The 15,151-nt window shown below is 69.3% G+C and carries 16 protein-coding genes; 11 read left to right on the top strand and 5 right to left on the bottom strand.

Features of this window, described 5'->3' with window-relative positions:
- Nucleotides 1-34: 34 nt before the first annotated feature.
- Complete coding sequence (locus LQ757_RS18645) at nucleotides 35-697, bottom strand: GNAT family N-acetyltransferase (RefSeq protein WP_231048791.1); 663 nt, start codon at nucleotides 695-697, stop codon at nucleotides 35-37.
- A gap of 2 nt (nucleotides 698-699) precedes the next feature.
- Nucleotides 700-1,599: a UTP--glucose-1-phosphate uridylyltransferase GalU gene (galU, locus tag LQ757_RS18640; RefSeq protein WP_231048790.1), complete on the bottom strand. Its 900-nt coding sequence runs from the start codon at nucleotides 1,597-1,599 to the stop codon at nucleotides 700-702.
- A gap of 65 nt (nucleotides 1,600-1,664) precedes the next feature.
- On the opposite strand from galU, the gene LQ757_RS18635 reads away from it, so the two are divergent.
- The 6 genes from LQ757_RS18635 (at nucleotide 1,665) to LQ757_RS18610 (ending at nucleotide 5,680) form a co-directional block, all read left to right on the top strand.
- On the top strand, nucleotides 1,665-2,243 hold the full coding sequence (locus LQ757_RS18635; RefSeq protein WP_231048789.1) for a 5-formyltetrahydrofolate cyclo-ligase: 579 nt from the start codon (nucleotides 1,665-1,667) through the stop codon (nucleotides 2,241-2,243).
- Between the two features lie 35 nt (nucleotides 2,244-2,278).
- Nucleotides 2,279-2,623, top strand: coding sequence for an FmdB family zinc ribbon protein (locus tag LQ757_RS18630; RefSeq protein ID WP_231048788.1), 345 nt, complete (start codon nucleotides 2,279-2,281; stop codon nucleotides 2,621-2,623).
- A gap of 42 nt (nucleotides 2,624-2,665) precedes the next feature.
- Nucleotides 2,666-3,085 carry a large conductance mechanosensitive channel protein MscL gene (mscL, locus tag LQ757_RS18625; RefSeq protein ID WP_231048787.1) on the top strand — a complete coding sequence of 140 codons (420 nt, stop codon included), beginning with the start codon at nucleotides 2,666-2,668 and terminating at the stop codon, nucleotides 3,083-3,085.
- Nucleotides 3,086-3,143: 58 nt separating this feature from the next.
- Nucleotides 3,144-3,647 carry a GbsR/MarR family transcriptional regulator gene (locus tag LQ757_RS18620; RefSeq protein WP_231048786.1) on the top strand — a complete coding sequence of 168 codons (504 nt, stop codon included), beginning with the start codon at nucleotides 3,144-3,146 and terminating at the stop codon, nucleotides 3,645-3,647.
- A gap of 219 nt (nucleotides 3,648-3,866) precedes the next feature.
- Entirely contained in the window at nucleotides 3,867-4,850 is a 984-nt protein-coding gene (locus tag LQ757_RS18615) for an ATP-binding cassette domain-containing protein (RefSeq protein WP_231048785.1), read from the top strand.
- Nucleotides 4,847-5,680, top strand: a complete 834-nt coding sequence (locus LQ757_RS18610; protein WP_231048784.1) for an ABC transporter permease — start codon at nucleotides 4,847-4,849, stop codon at nucleotides 5,678-5,680. The genes LQ757_RS18615 and LQ757_RS18610 overlap by 4 nt, the downstream gene beginning before the upstream one ends.
- Before the next feature lie 347 nt (nucleotides 5,681-6,027).
- Here LQ757_RS18610 and LQ757_RS18605 read toward each other — a convergent pair whose 3' ends face one another.
- Nucleotides 6,028-9,720: an AAA family ATPase gene (locus tag LQ757_RS18605; RefSeq protein ID WP_231048783.1), complete on the bottom strand. Its 3,693-nt coding sequence runs from the start codon at nucleotides 9,718-9,720 to the stop codon at nucleotides 6,028-6,030.
- A gap of 235 nt (nucleotides 9,721-9,955) precedes the next feature.
- Between LQ757_RS18605 and LQ757_RS18600 the strand changes: the two genes are divergently transcribed.
- Nucleotides 9,956-10,267, top strand: coding sequence for a rhodanese-like domain-containing protein (locus tag LQ757_RS18600; protein ID WP_231048782.1), 312 nt, complete (start codon nucleotides 9,956-9,958; stop codon nucleotides 10,265-10,267).
- Nucleotides 10,268-10,284: 17 nt separating this feature from the next.
- Here the strand turns inward: LQ757_RS18600 and pdxR are convergent, their stop codons facing one another.
- Together pdxR and LQ757_RS18590 are read right to left on the bottom strand one after the other, a co-directional pair.
- The gene (pdxR, locus tag LQ757_RS18595) at nucleotides 10,285-11,700 is read right to left on the bottom strand and encodes a MocR-like pyridoxine biosynthesis transcription factor PdxR (protein WP_231048781.1); all 1,416 of its coding nucleotides are present in this window, start codon (nucleotides 11,698-11,700) and stop codon (nucleotides 10,285-10,287) included.
- Nucleotides 11,700-11,918 (bottom strand): hypothetical protein, encoded by a 219-nt coding sequence (locus LQ757_RS18590; RefSeq protein ID WP_231048780.1) that lies wholly within the window; start codon nucleotides 11,916-11,918, stop codon nucleotides 11,700-11,702. The genes pdxR and LQ757_RS18590 overlap by 1 nt, the downstream gene beginning before the upstream one ends.
- Nucleotides 11,919-11,974: 56 nt before the next feature.
- On the opposite strand from LQ757_RS18590, the gene LQ757_RS18585 reads away from it, so the two are divergent.
- The 4 genes from LQ757_RS18585 (at nucleotide 11,975) to LQ757_RS18570 (ending at nucleotide 15,120) form a co-directional block, all read left to right on the top strand.
- Nucleotides 11,975-13,291, top strand: coding sequence for an FAD-binding oxidoreductase (locus LQ757_RS18585; RefSeq protein ID WP_231048779.1), 1,317 nt, complete (start codon nucleotides 11,975-11,977; stop codon nucleotides 13,289-13,291).
- Between the two features lie 11 nt (nucleotides 13,292-13,302).
- On the top strand, nucleotides 13,303-13,854 hold the full coding sequence (locus tag LQ757_RS18580; protein WP_231048778.1) for a dihydrofolate reductase family protein: 552 nt from the start codon (nucleotides 13,303-13,305) through the stop codon (nucleotides 13,852-13,854).
- A gap of 83 nt (nucleotides 13,855-13,937) precedes the next feature.
- Nucleotides 13,938-14,627 (top strand): DUF998 domain-containing protein, encoded by a 690-nt coding sequence (locus LQ757_RS18575; protein WP_231048777.1) that lies wholly within the window; start codon nucleotides 13,938-13,940, stop codon nucleotides 14,625-14,627.
- A gap of 49 nt (nucleotides 14,628-14,676) precedes the next feature.
- Nucleotides 14,677-15,120 (top strand): YdeI/OmpD-associated family protein, encoded by a 444-nt coding sequence (locus LQ757_RS18570; protein ID WP_231048776.1) that lies wholly within the window; start codon nucleotides 14,677-14,679, stop codon nucleotides 15,118-15,120.
- The last annotated feature ends 31 nt before the right edge of the window (nucleotides 15,121-15,151 follow it).

Below are 15,151 nucleotides of genomic sequence, written 5' to 3'. Positions count from 1 at the left end.
GGGAGTCCGCAGGCCCTCGCAGGCGCGGGCGTGTTCAGCGATCGGCGAGGGGAAGCGGGTACCCCGACGCGGCCCGATCGCCATCGGGGACGCGCGCGACGTCGGGCTGGACCCTGCCCTCGCGCCACCGGCGCAGCACGCCGCGCGGCACCTCTTCGGCCACGAGCCCGAAGGCGAAGTGGTCGCGCCAGTCGCCGTTGATGTGGATGTAGCGGCGCCGGAACCCCTCGTAGCGGAACCCGAGCTTCTCGACGACGCGCAGCGACGGGCCGTTCTCGGGGCGGATGCAGATCTCCATGCGGTGCAGCCGCAGCACGCTGAAGCAGTAGTCGGTGGCGAGCGCCACCGCGGTGGGGGTGATGCCTCGCCCCGCGACATCCTGAGCCACCCAGTACCCGATCGTCGCCGACGAGAGCGAGCCGTACGTGATCGACGAGACATTCAGCTGCCCCACCAGCTCGCCGTCGACCTCGATGATGAACGGCAGGGCGTGCCCCGAACGCGCGTGCGCGAGCAGGTTGCGGATGCTCGCGCGCGTGTCGATGAACGTCCCGCCGCCGGGGTACGTGGCCTCCCATTGGCGCAGCCAGTTGCGATTGGCGACGAGCACCTTCTCGAGGGCCTTCGCGTCGCGCGCCCGGATGGGGCGGAGCGTCACATCGCCGTCGCGCAGCGTCGGCACGGCGGCAGCGGGCATCGTCAGTCCTTCTGGAGTCCGGCGGCGTACTCGATGAGCCACGGACGCAGCTCGGGGCCGAGGTCGTCGCGGTCGCTCGCGAGCTGTACGACCGCCTTGATGTAGTCGAGCTTGTCGCCGGTGTCGTAGCGACGCCCGCGGAAGACCACGCCGTAAACGCCACCGGTGCCGTTCACATCGCCGGCCATGGTCATGAGCGCATCGGTGAGCTGGATCTCGCCGCCCTTGCCGGGTGCCGTGTGCGCGAGCACGTCGAACACCTCGGGCTTGAGCACATAGCGCCCGATGACCGCATAATTCGACGGAGCGACCTCTTTGGCGGGCTTCTCGACGAGACCCGTGATGCGCACGACGTCGGGGTCGTCGGTGGTCTCGACCGCTGCGGCGCCGTAGAGGTGGATGGAGTCGGGGTCGACCTCGAGCAGCGCGACGATCGACGCGTCGCGCTTGACCTGCTCGTCGAGCATGCGGGTGAGCAGTTCGTCGCGCGCGTCGATGATGTCGTCGCCGAGCAGCACGGCGAACGGCTCGTCGCCGACATGCATGTGCGCGCGGTGCACCGCGTGACCGAGCCCCTTCGGGTCGCCCTGGCGCACGTAGTGCATGTCGGCGAGCTCGGTCGACTCGTTGACCTTCTCGAGCTTGGCGGTGTCGCCCTTCTTCTCGAGGGTGGCCTCGAGCTCGGCGACACGGTCGAAGTGGTTCTCGAGCGCGTTCTTGTTGCGGCCCGTGATCATGAGCACGTCGGTGAGGCCCGCGTTCACGGCCTCTTCGACGACGTACTGGATGGCCGGCTTGTCGACGACGGGAAGCATCTCTTTGGGCATCGCCTTCGTCGCGGGAAGGAAGCGAGTGCCGAGCCCGGCCGCCGGAATGACAGCCTTCACGATGCGTTTCGTCATTCACACAGCGTATCCGGATGTCCCCGCACGGCGTGCGCCACGAGGCGCGGCCTAGGATGTGAGCCATGCCCGAGGATCTCGACGTCCAGAAGCGCATCCTGCGCGCCGAGCTCCGCGAGCGCCGCCAGAACCAGTCGACCCGTGAGCGCGAGCTGGCCACCGAGGGCATCACGTCGCGGCTGCAGGAGCTCATCGGCTCGACCGAGGCGCAGTCGATCTCGTGCTACCTCTCGATGCCGTCCGAGCCGAACACCCGCCCGTTCGTGAACTGGGCCGAGGCACGGGGCATCCGCGTGCTCTTCCCGGTGACCCGCGAAGACGGCCTGCTCGACTGGACCGTCGGCGAGGACGAGGTCGAGACCCTGGGACTGCACGGAACCCCCGAGGCCGCCGGCGAGCTGCTCGGCCCGATGGCCATCAACGACGTCGATCTCATCATCGTGCCCGCCGCCGCGATTGACGCGAGCGGCATGCGCCTCGGCTGGGGACGCGGCTATTTCGACAAGACCCTCGGTTCGATGGGAAAATGTCCTCCGGTGTATGCCGTGGTCTACGACAGCGAGTTCGTCGAGCACGTGCCGCGCGAAGTCCACGACCAGCCCGTGAACGGCGTCGTGACGCCGACGCGCATCATCGCGTTCTGACCGGAATCCGCCGGTCGCCGATCGGAGTGATCCCCATGCCCACGTATTCCTACCGTTGCACCGAGTGCGACAACGCCTTCGACATCCACCAGGCGTTCACCGACGATTCGCTCACGGTGTGCGACGTGTGCGGGGGCAGGCTCCGCAAGCTCTTCAACACCATCGGCGTCACGTTCAACGGGTCGGGGTTCTATCGCACCGACTCGCGCAGCGGGAGCGGCGACGGCAGCGGCGGCAGCTCGTCGAAGTCGGAGTCCGGCGGCGGCGGCGGTGGCGCTGCCGGCGGATCCGCGGGCTCGGGCTCGAGTGGCGCCTCATCGGGCTCGACATCCGCGAGTTCCTCCCCGTCGAAGGGCGCGTCCTCAACTACCGTGTCGTAGGCACGGGTCGCACCCGCCGCGTCCCGGCCGATTGGAGGGAACATGCTGCAGGGCTTCAAGGAATTCATCACGCGCGGCAACGTCATCGACCTCGCGGTCGCGGTCGTCATCGGCGCCGCATTCACTGCCGTGGTCAACTCGATCGTCAACGGCCTCATCACTCCGCTGCTCGGCCTGCTGTTCAGGGCCGACAGCCTCGACGGGGCGTTGATCCTGCAGGTCGGCGACGCGAAGTTCACGTTCGGCGCCGTGCTCGGGGCGATCATCTCGTTCCTCGCGGTCGCACTTGTCGTGTACCTCGTGTTCGTGCTGCCCATGAACACGTATCGCGAGCGCCAGCAGGCCAAGATCGCGGCGGGCGAGCCCGCCGATGAGCCGCCGACCGAGACCCAGCTGCTCGAGCAGATCCGCGACCTGCTCGCCGAACAGCGCGGTGCCCCGTCGGGGCGTCACTCCGACTAGGCCTTGCTTAGATGACACTTTTTTGTGTCATCACAGTTGAATGTGCTAACTTGGGGATATGCCGACCGATGAGCAGATGACCTTCGCCGATCATGTGGGGCGCTTCTACGTGCGGGAGACGAATGCCCCGCCGGTCGCCGGTCGCCTGCTCGGCTATCTGGGGGTGTGCCAGCCGGCCGCTCAGTCGGTGAACGAGTTGGCGGACGCGCTGCTGGCCAGTCGCAGTGCGATCACTCAGGCCGTCGTGCTCCTGGAGGGCCGCGGTCTGGTCGAACGTTCCCGTGCGCGGGGTGATCGCGTCGATCGGGTCTCTGCCCGGCTGGATCGCCTGATCGCAGGGCAGGACTACGACCCGACGAGCTACATCGAGACAGCGGCACTCCTTCGCCGCGGCGTCGCCCTGTTGGCCGACGACGACGGCTCCGGACGCCGCGAGGCACTGGAGGAGTTCGCGTCGCTGTACGACTTCCTCGCCGAGAGAATGCCGAGGCTGAAGGAGGAGTGGCTGGCCCACCGCGCGACCCTGCACGGTTCCTCCTCAGAGGAGGTGCCGGGCACCTGATTCCGCTGAGCACCCGAAGCGCCTTCCCCGCCCGATAACCCTGCGGGACACGAGCGCCACGTTCACACGCGCACCCGCACAGTGCACGATGCCCTGGGTCGAGCACGCCCCGAACCCGTCCTGGTGACGTCGATGCGATGCCGCACGCCCGAAACGCACCGCGCGGTCTCACGGGCGCGCCCTCCACCTCCATTCCTCAATCACGAGAAGGGAACCTCCATGCCCCAGAGCCGAACCCCGGCGATCCAGATCGCCGGACTTCACAAGTCGTTCACGGACAAGCACGTCCTGCGCGGCATCGATCTTGACATCCCGTCCGGGATCGTGTTCGCCCTGCTCGGAGCGAACGGCGCCGGCAAGACGACCGCGATCAACATCCTCACCACCCTGCTCGCCCCCGACGCCGGGACCGTTCACGTCGCCGGTCACGATGTGGTCACCGCCTCCGATGCGGTGCGGGCGTCCATCGGTGTCACCGGGCAGTTCGCGGCTGTCGACGGGATGCTCACCGGCGAGGAGAACCTGCGGATGATGGCCCGCCTCGCGCACCTCGACACCAAGCGTGCCAAGGCTCGCACCGCCGAACTCATCGAGCAGTTCGACCTCGGCGAGTCGGCGAAGACGGGGGCAGCGCTGTACTCCGGAGGGATGCGTCGCCGCCTCGACCTGGCCATGTCCCTCATGCTGGACCCGGCCATCGTGTTCCTCGACGAGCCGACCACCGGCGTCGACCCGCGCGGACGTGCCGTCATGTGGGACATCGTGCGCGGCCTCGCCGCACAGGGCACGGCGATCTTCCTCACCACCCAGTACCTCGAAGAAGCCGACCAGCTGGCCTCCCGAGTCGCCGTCCTCAACGAGGGTCGCATCGTCGCCGACGGCGCCCCAGCCGCGTTGAAGAGCCGGGTCGGCGACGGCCACATCGTGGTCGACGTCGCCACCCCGGAAGCGTTCGACGCAGCTGCGCAGCTCTTCCCCGCGGCGACGGTGGATCGTGACGCGCTCAGCCTGCGCTTGAGCGAGGGCACGGATGCGAATGCGGTCCGAGAGCTCCTCGTTCGCCTCGACTCCGCACGGATCTCTGTCGCGAACCTGCGAATCGTCACACCGGACCTCGACGACGTCTTCTTCACCCTTACCGGCACAGCCACGACCGACAACATCCAGACTCCCACGACCCGAGCCGAGGAGGCCGCACGATGAGCACCGCACGACTCCACGGCCCCGCACGCCCGCAGCCGTTCAGCGACACCGTGACGATGCTGCGCCGCAACATCCTGCACCACCTCCGCGCCCCCAGCGGAACCCTCATGATCATCGCGGTTCCGCTGATCATGCTGCTGTTGTTCGTCTACGTCCTCGGCGGAACCCTCGGTGCGGGCATCGCCGCCGGCGGTACCCGCGACCAGTACCTCGGCTACATCACCCCCGCGATTCTCCTGACGACCGCAGCCTCGGCGATGCAGATGATCGCCGTCTGGGTCTCGATGGACATGACCACCGGCATCATCGCGCGCTTCCGCACCATGGCGATCTCCCGCGGCTCCGTCCTCGCCGGCCACGTCGCGGGGGGTACGATCCTGATCGCCCTCGCCATCGCCGTGCTCCTGGCGCTCACACTCCTGCTCGGCTACCGACCCCAGGCCGACCTGCTGCACTGGCTCGGGTTCGCAGCGCTCGTCCTCCTCGTCGGCTTCGCGCTCTCCTCGTTGGCCGTCGCCTTCGGGCTCTTCGCCAGACGACCCGACACCGCCAGCAACCTCCCCTTGGTGCTGATGCTCCTCCCCCTGCTCAGCGGCGGATTCGTTCCCACCGAATCCCTCCCCGGCTGGTTGCAGGGATTCGCCGAACACCAGCCCTTCACCCCCATCATCAACACCATCCGCGGCCTCCTCTCCGGCACGCCCGATCCCGCCGCCGCGGCGTGGGCCATCGGCTGGTGCGCCGCGATCGCCATCGCCGGCTCTGTCTGGTCGCTGCGGCTCTACCGCCGCCACGCCGCACCCGCAGCAACCGGCGCGACGGGCGCATGACGGCATGATGCCGATGTCGTCCGACCAGGTCTGCCGCCAGCGGCGGCGCAGCCCGGTCGCGGGTCACTCCGACTCGGTCTGCCGCCAGCGGCGGCGCAGCCCGGTCACGGGTCACTCCGATTAGGTCTGCCGCCAGTGAGGGGGCCGGTCACGGGTCAGGCGATCATCGTCGGATGACCCGGGCCGGCCCTTCTTCGTCGCCGCCGGCGTCTCGGCGTCGGGCGCAGGCTCGGGCGCGACCGGCGCCTCCGGTGACGGGTCGGTGCCGGGCGCGGGCGTGAGTCGCGCTCTCCGGGCCCCACCGGGAGCACGCTCGATCCTCTGCCGCGGCGGCGTCGCGTCGTCGGTCATCGCCCAGCGATCGCCGCTTCGTCGTCGGTGGGCGCGGGTGCATCGGGTTTGCCCAGCAGTGCCGCCACTCGCGCTGCAACCGCATCTGGGTTGCCGAACAGCTCGAAGCTGTGCACGCGCAGGTAGTGCCATCCGAGACGTCGCAGCACGTCGGGGCGCAGTCGCAGCGACTCCCGCAGGCTGAGCCCGGCGAGCGCGTCGTCGGTCTCGACGACCACGGCCTTGCCCGAGTAGGCGGCGGCGAGCGCCAGTCGGCCGCGGTGGCCGACACTGACGCGGATGCCCCGCTTCTCGAGACGGCGGCCGAGGTCGTGCAGCATCGACTCGGGGGCCGAGCCCGCGCCGGACTCCGCGGCGCGTGCCTCGGTCTGGGTGAGGATGTTCGCGAGCGCGAGCACCCCGTGGCTCTGGCGGCTCTCATCGATGTCATCGGGCCGGAACGCCGAGATCAGGTCCATCGAGCGCCGGGCACGCGTCATTCCGACGGCGAGCAGCCGGTCGCCGCCGGGTTCGCCGAGCGAGCCGAAGTTCGACAGCAGCCGGCCGTGCGGGGTGCGGCCGTAGCCGACCGAGAAGATCACCCGGTCACGACTCTGCGCGACCGCCTGCTCGAGCGTCAGCACGGTGAACGGCTCGGCGCGGTCCTTCAGGATGAAGTCCGACAGGTCGGTGCGCTTCGCGAACGCGGCGAGCACCGCCTGGTGCACGCGGGCCGCATGCCGCGTGCTCGCGGTGATCACCATGAGTGACTCGCGCGGGCGCTTGACGGCGTGCTCCATGACCAGCTCGACGACTTTCGCGACCTCGGAGTCGGTCGACTCGACCGTGCCGGTCACGGCGTCCGGCAGGCCGTTGCCCTCGACGTAGTGGAGGCCGAGGCTGCCGTGGCCGAGGAAGCTTCCTGCCCAGGGCAGCGACACGATGCGGCCGGCGTAGAAGCGGCGGTTGACCAGCTCGGCCAGGTCTTCGCCGCCCGCACGGTAACTTCGGGTGAGGGTCAGCGTCGGCAGGAGCTCGCCGAGCCTGGCGAGCGCCGAGTCGGCGTGCAGTGCGTCGACCCCGTGATCGGTCGAGCGCTCGGGCGCGTTCGCCGCATCGTCGATGCCCGTCTCGAAGAGCGTCGGCGTCTGGGTCACGGGGTCGCCGAATGCGACGACCTGCTTCGCACGGCGGATGGCCCCGAGGTTCTCGGCGATCGTCGTCGCCCCGGCGTCGACGAGGATCACCGTGTCGAACCGGAGTTCGTCGTCGATCGCCCCGACCTCGTAGGGCGACGCGAGCCACACGGGCGCGAGCACCCGGAACAGGTGCGGGGACGCTTCGCGCAGCGCATCGACGCGCACCCGGTCGCCGCGGAGGATCCGCTTCAACGCCGACGCCTCTTCGGGGTGGTCGACGAGCGCGACCTTCCAGTTCTCGGCCAGGCGCCACGCGAGCAGCGGCCCGGCGGCCGATGCGTGCGCCTCGTCGACGAGGCGGAAGTCGGCCTCGAGCCGGTCGAGCACCGTGGTGTTCGCACCGAGCAGCGCCTTCTCGCCGGCCAGGACCGCCTCGAGCACGGACTGCCACCAGGCGAGCTCGAGCTCGTCGGCGACGCCGCGCTCGCGGACGTGCCGCTTCGAGAGGTCGAGCAGCAGCGGGTCAAGGCCGAGATCACGCAGTCTGCCGAGGATCGCGGTGCGCTCCTGCAGGTTCGAGAGCACCTCGGACTCGGCGGCCAGGCCGGCGAGGGTCATGACGAGTTCGCGAACCGGGCGCGAAGCGAGCTGGCGTGGCGTACCGGTGACGCCGAGCGGCACGTCGAGCGTCGCGAGGTCGGTCGCGACCCGCTGGAACGCGACGTGGACGTCGTCGATGCCCACCGGCACACCCGGGATCGCCCCCGCTTCGGAATAGCGATGCCACAGGGTGCGCTGCTGCTGGATGCCTCGGAGTGCGGTGTTGAGGTCGGTGACGTGCACGCCCGGGCGCACGTACTCGAGCGCGTGGCGACGCAGCCGTCGGCGGTTGGCGCCCGACATGCCGGGCGAATCGCGGCGCGGCGCGGTCGCGGCGATGAGCTCGCCGAGCGGTCGGTCGAAGACCGACGGATGGAACCGGTCGAGGGTCTCGCGCACGTCGAGCAGGAGCCTGAGGAACACGCCGAGCTCGGCGATCGACTCGAACTCTCGCAGGCGGGTCTGCGCGATGAGCGCACGACCTCGTTCGAGGAGTCGGGGCACCTCGATCTCGCTCAGGCGCCTGGCGAGATCGTGCGCCCGTGTGGCCTCTTCGGACGTGGCGAACGCGGCACCGTACCAGGGCGAGTCGCCGGGGCCGTAGCGGAACTCGCCGAGCGCGGCGGCGCGGGCGAGGTCGTGGGCGACGCGGTCGCGGCCCGTGGCGAGCGCGACGAGGGCGCGGTGGTCGAGCCTCGCTGTGGTCGACGGCGGGACGGGCGCCAGCGCGAGCCGTGCGAGCTCGCCGAGGGCGTCGAGCACCGATACGTGCAGCTCGGGGTCTCGGCGCGTGAGCGCCGTGCGGTAGTCGAGCAGCACCTTGCGCAAGCGCACGAGGGCGTCGTCGACGTCGGCCACGCGGGGCCGTTCGACCTTCTCGTTGCGCGAGATCGACTGGATGAGGTCGCGGCGAAGACCGGGGGTGGTGACCGCCGCCCCGGCGAGCCCGACCTGCCCGAGGCGGTGCGCGATGCCGTCTAGGCTCGCCCGCCGCGAACCGACGACGAGCACGCGCTTGTCGCCGGCGACGAGCGCGCCGATGGCGTTCACGATGGTCTGGGTGCCGCCCGTGCCAGGCAGCGTCTTCACGACGACGGATGCCCCGGACTCGATCTCGGCGACGACCTGCTCCTGCTCGGGATCGGCGTCGAGCAGCAGCGTGTCGGTCGACGGCGGCCGGTCGTCCTGCGCGACGGGCCGGGCTCGCTCGCCGCGCGCCGCGGTGACCGCCGCGCGGGCGGCCGGGTTGCCGGCGAGCGCATCGATGACGGGATGGTCGAGCTTCGAGGCATCCGCCGCCATCGCGGGACCCACCTCGGCGAACGACGACACCACGAGTCTCGGCGCGACGCTGAACCAGGGCAGGTGGCTCGTGAGGCCGCGCAGCCGATCGATGACCGGCTGCGGCTTGAACACGCCGTTCGTGATGGCCAGTGCGACGAACGCCTCGGCATCGAGCGTGATCTGGAACTGATCGCGGAGCTCGCGCGCGAGCGCGGGATTCAGGAACGGCTGGCCCTTGAGCTTGAGCTCGAAGTCGCGGCCGTAACGGCGGATCGCGAGGGGCCGAAGCAGCACTGGTGCCAGGAAGTCCTCGCCCGAATTGCGCCACGACGCGAGGCCGATGGCGAGGTGCACCGACTCGATGCCGCGCACCGAGCGCAGCTCGATGCCCTTCTGCGTGATCTCGGCTGCCGCGAGGCGGGCGTTGCGCAGCGCGAGCTCGTCGCGGATCAGGCTCGACAGCAGGGTCGACCTTCCGGTGATGAACTGCGGCAGACCGCCCGGATGCGTCGTGGACAGCTCGATGCGGGTGCGAGGAGTGTCGACGAAGCGCACGAGCGGCGACCGGCCACCGACCGTCGCGAGCTCGGCGTTCCAGCGCCGCCACGCCGGTTCGGCGACGTTGCCCGCGACGAGTTCGGGGTCGCCGAGGCTCAGTCCGTCGGGGCTCGTGGTGTGGTCAGGCATGGGATCCGGGGTCGGCTGGTCGGCGGCGTCGGCGTCAGTCTGAACGCCGGGGAACTCATCCCCGTCGTCGTTTCGATCCAGCCGCCACACACCGACACCCTAAGTCGAAACCCGCGAAATCCTCGGAAGCATCGCCGCATCCGTCCCGGTTCCACCCTTCGGCATTCGACGCGATCGGGCCCAGGAGGCCGCGACGGGAGGTAGCCTCGAATCATCCCTACGAGAAGGAATCCCGATGCGCTCAGTGATCCCAGCAGACGTGCACGCGGTCGACGGCGCCGTCATCCTCGACGTACGAGAGCCGAGCGAGCACCTGCGGGCGCACATCGAAGGCACGATCGACATCCCACTCGGCGAGCTCGTGGCCCGCGTCGACGAACTTCCGCGCGACACCACCGTCTACGTGCTGTGCCACGTCGGCGGACGCAGTGCGCAGGCGGTGCAGTACCTCGAAGCCCAGGGCTTCGACGCCGTCAACATCGACGGCGGCATCGTCGACTGGCATCAGGCGGGCCTGCCCTGGACGCTTGCCGGATCCGAGGGGTAGGGCAACCCCCCGAGGCCTTACGGCACGATTCCGGCGAGCACCCCCACACCGTGCTTGATTCGCGTCTCATCGACGTTCCCAAAGCCGATCACCAGCGCTGGACGATGCGGCCGGGTATCAGGAGGGTCCGGCAGACGATACGCGCCGAGCGGTTTCACCATCACCGATGCCGTGAGCGCCTCTTCGGCAACTGCAGCCTCGTCCGCGCCATCCGGAAGCCGGAGCACCGCGTGACATCCCGCAACGAGCCCCTCCAGGGCGAGATCGGGCCGACGCTCGGCTAAGGTCTCAACCAGCACCGCCCGGCGGGCGGCGTACACGGTGCGCATCCGCCGCAGATGCCGGTCGAACCTGCCGGACTCGATCAGCTCCGCGAGGGCGAGCTGATCGAGGGCCGGCACGCCGCGACTCGACAACTGCTTCGCCCGTACCAGGTCATCGCGGAGTCGCGGTGGGGCGAGGATCCAGCCGATCCGCATCCCCGGCGCGAGGGTCTTGCTCACCGACCCGAGGGCGACCACGCGCTCGGGTGCAAGGCCCTGGAGCGAGCCCACCGGCTGGCGGTCGTAACGGAACTCCGCGTCGTAGTCGTCCTCGAGGATCCATCCGTCGACCGACTCTGCCCATGCGATGAGGTCGCGTCGGCGCCGCGGGGTGAGCGCCACACCGGTGGGGCACTGGTGGGCGGGAGTCACAAGCACGGCGCGGGCACCGGATCGGCGCAGTGCCTCGACGTCGACACCGTCGGCGTCCACCCGCACCGGCGCCGGGTTGAGTCCGGCCCGCCGGGCGATGACGTCGTGCTCCCGAGGGCCCGGATTCTCAAGACCGACCAGGTCGACACCGCGCCGCGCGAGGGCGCCGAACACGAGGTTGAGGCCGTGCCGGAAGCCGCCGACGATGACCGCGTCGCCGGTGTCCGCGGTTCCGGCCCTGACTCGGCGATGGTAGGCGGTGACGACGCTTCGGAGCCGTGCCGACCCGGCGCCGTGCTCGTCGCCCATGACTGCGTTCGGCGCGGTTCGGGCCGCCTCGGCCATCGCCCACAGCCAATCGTGCGTCGGGAACGACGCGAGGTCGGGGATGCCGTACTCGAAATCGACATCCACCCTCGGATGCAGCTCCTCCGTCTCGGCCGTCGGTGGCTCGCGAGTCGCTTCCGCGACTTCCCGAGCAACCCGGGTGCCCGAGCCTGCGGCCGTCACGAGGTATCCCTCGGCGACGAGCTGCTCGTAGCACTCGACGACCAGCCCGCGCGAGACGCCCAGGTGAGCAGCGAGCGAGCGAGACGACGGGAGCCGCTCTCCTGCGGTGAGGCGGCCGTCGCGGATGGTGCGTCGAAGCTCGCGCTGCAGTTGGGCAGTCAGAGGGCCGCCGCCACGCTCGAGGGGGATGAGCAACTCCGGTGTCGGTCCCGACCAGCGCACCGCCATCAGCGGACCACGCCCGAGACGGCCTCGGGGAGGTCGAAGTGGTCCACTATCCAGCCGCCCGGGTGGACCTTCACCGGGATCACCGCTCGACCGAGTATGGAGGCACGCGAATCACGAGAAGGAACACCACCATGCGAGCAATCATCGACTCCACGATCGTCACAGTCGACGGCGTTGTCAACCACATGGAACGCTGGCACTTCGACTTCGTCGATCACGACAAGGAATCCGGCTCGTCTCGCGTGAACCCGTGCGTGCGGAGGAGAGCCACAACATGACAACCACGATCTTGTCCTCTGCCGACCTCGACGGGCACCTGCTGCTGCCCGACGACCCCGGCTACGACCACGCGCGCCGGGTCTGGAACGCCATGGTCGACCGTCGGCCCGAACTGATCGTGCGGTGCGCGAGCGTCGGCGACGTGCGGGTCGCCGTGCGTGCAGCCCGCGAGCTCGGCCTCGAGGTCGGCGTCCGATGCGGTGGGCACAGCGTTCTCGGCCTGTCCGCGCCCGACCGCGGCATGATGATCGACCTGACCCCCCTCGCGGCCGTTCGAGTGGATCCCGAACGACGGCGGGCATGGGTGCAAGGCGGCGCGCTTCTCGGCGCCCTAGACCTTGCGGCACAGGAGCACGGCCTCGCCACCACGGCCGGCAATGTGTCGCACACCGGCGTCGGCGGGCTCACGCTCGGCGGCGGCATGGGCTGGCTGGCGCGGCAACACGGCTTGGCCTGCGACAATGTCGTCTCGTTCGAGATGGTCACCGCCGATGGCGATCTGGTGCACGCTTCCGCTGACCAGAATCCCGAGCTCTACTGGGGGCTGCGCGGCGGCGGCGGGAACTTCGGGATCGTCACCGAGTTCGAGTTCACACTCCACCCCGTCGGCACCCGTGCCCTCAGCGTCGAGGCCGACTTCCCAGCCGAGGGTGCCGCCGGCGTCCTGACCGCATGGCGGGACCTCAACGCCGCAGCGCCTCGACAGGCCACCTTCGCCGCGACCCTGATCGACGGAATCGTGACGGTCGGCTTCGTGTGGGTCGGTGACCCGGAGGCCGGCCGGCGTCTCGCCCGCGAGCTGCGGAGTCTCGGCCGTCCGGTCGAGGAGCGGATCGCCGAGCTCTCGTACGTCGAGCTGCAGCGACGCGACGACACCGTCGAAGGCCACGCGGTGCGCCGCTATTGGAAGGGGCACTACTTTCGAGAGCTGCCGGACGCGGCGTTCGATTCGCTGCTCGAGCACGACCCGTCCGTGGCGGCGAGTCTGCAGGCCTATGGCGGCGCGATCGCTGATGTGCCCGACGAAGACACGGCGTTCAGCCATCGCGACACGGCCTTCGAGTACGTCGCCGCGACTCGCTGGACCGATCCCGCCGAGGATGCCGAACGGATCGAGCGAGCACGGACCTCGGCAGCACGCCTGGCCCCCTTCGCCAGCGGCGCGTACGTCAACGTGCTCACGGACGAGGGTGCGGCCGGCATCCGCGCGGCGTACCCGCCGGCCAAGCTCGCCCGCCTGACCGCTCTGAAGGACCGCTGGGATCCCGGCAACGTCTTCCACCTCAACCAGAACATCCCGCCCACCCCCTAGAAGGAGAACCAATGCGACGCATGATCAACTCGACCTACATGTCGATCGACGGTGTGGTCCAGGACCCTCAACACTGGACCTTCGGCTACCGCAGCGACGACGCCGCACAGTACGCACACGACCTGCTGTTCAGCGTCGACGCCGTGATCATGGGACGCCGAACCTACGAGAGCTTCTCCGAGGTGTGGCCGAATCTCGCGGACGAGACCGGCATGGCCGACCGGATGAACGCACTGCCGAAGTTCGTGGCCTCCGACAGCCTGACCGACCCGGCCTGGAACAACACCACGGCCACCCGGGTCGAGGACTTCCCCGGTCTGGTCTGCGACCTGAAGGAACAGCCAGGGCAGGACATCGTGCAGTACGGATTCGGTCCGCTCACTGGCACCCTCATTCGCGAGCAGCTCCTCGACGAGTTGCAGATCTGGGTGCACCCACTCTTCGTCGGCGCTACCGAACCTGCGGACCTCATCTCGCACCACGCACCCCAGATGCCATTCCAACTCGCAGACGTGCGCCGCTACGACTCGGGCGTGGTCATCCTGCGCTACCAGCCCGCGTGATGAAACAAGAAGCACGAGATCGCAAGAATGATCATGAGAGAACCGAGATCGAACAGCCACCCCACATCCAGGAAAGGGACCCCATGACCACGACGACGGGCCGAAATGCCGAGGGATTCGACCTCCGCGCAGCCGTCACCCGCTCCCTGCTCGGCTGGGGCGTGGTCGCCGGACCGTTCTACCTGATCGTCGCCGTGGTACACGCCGCGCTCAAGCCAGGCTTCGACTTCAGCCAGCATGCGCTCAGCCTGTTGATGCTCACCGACACCGGCTGGATCCAGACGGCCAACCTGATCCTGACCGGCCTGATGATCATCGCCGCCGCGGTCGGTTTCGCTCGAACGGTCACACCCAACCGACGAGCCGGATGGGTGGGCGCACTGCTCGGAGTCTACGGACTGTGCCTGGTCGGCAGCGGCATCTTCCCACCCGACCCGATGGCGGGCTTCCCTCCTGGCAGCTCGAGCGGCGACGGATCGCTCAGCGCATTGCTGCACTTGGCGTTCGGCGCCATCGGATTCCTCACCCTCGGCATCGCAGCATTCATCGTCGCCGCATGGGCGCGCTCCCGCGGCTCCCGCACCGTATTCCTGCTCTCCATCGTCAGCGGAGTCGCGATCGTCGCCGGATTCGTCGGCGGCGCGGCATTGTCTGCCTCACCCCTTGGCGTGCTCTTCCTGTGGATCTCGGTCGTGGCCGGGTTCGCGTGGCTGCTCGGCGCATCCCTCTACGCCTACCGCACCGTCCCGCATCCTGACGCGCACCGTCGCTGAACGGATGACACGGCGCGAGAGCACTATCGATATTCACGAAGGAGCAACCATGGTCAGCTACCGAACAACGCTGTGGGCCACCGGCGGGAACAACGTCGGCATCGTCGTCCCCGATGACATCGTGCTCGGCTTCGGCCGCGGCAAGCGCGTGCCCGTCGTCGTCACCATCGACGGCGGCTACACGTACCGAAACTCGATCGCATCGATGGGCGGCCGATTTCTGATCTCGTTCAACGCCGAAACCCGGGCCGCCACCGGCCGCGGCGCGGGCGACGAGATCGAGGTCACCCTCGAAGTCGACGACGCACCGCGCACCGTCGACATTCCCACAGAACTTGCGGCGGCCCTCGACACGGACCCGTCGGCAGCGAAGGCCTGGTCGACGCTTTCGTACAGCAAACAGCGCGCACACGCTCAGTCGGTTGAGACCGCCAAGACTGACGACACCCGAACGCGGCGAGTGCAGAAGGTCATCGAGGCACTGCGACCCTAAGACTCCCAACGAGATCGCCGCGGTCGGCGCA

The organism is Agromyces cavernae, assembly GCF_021044935.1.
Taxonomy (GTDB): domain Bacteria; phylum Actinomycetota; class Actinomycetes; order Actinomycetales; family Microbacteriaceae; genus Agromyces; species Agromyces cavernae.
Note: the sequence above shows the minus strand (reverse complement) of the source record. Positions and strands in the feature narration are given on the sequence as shown.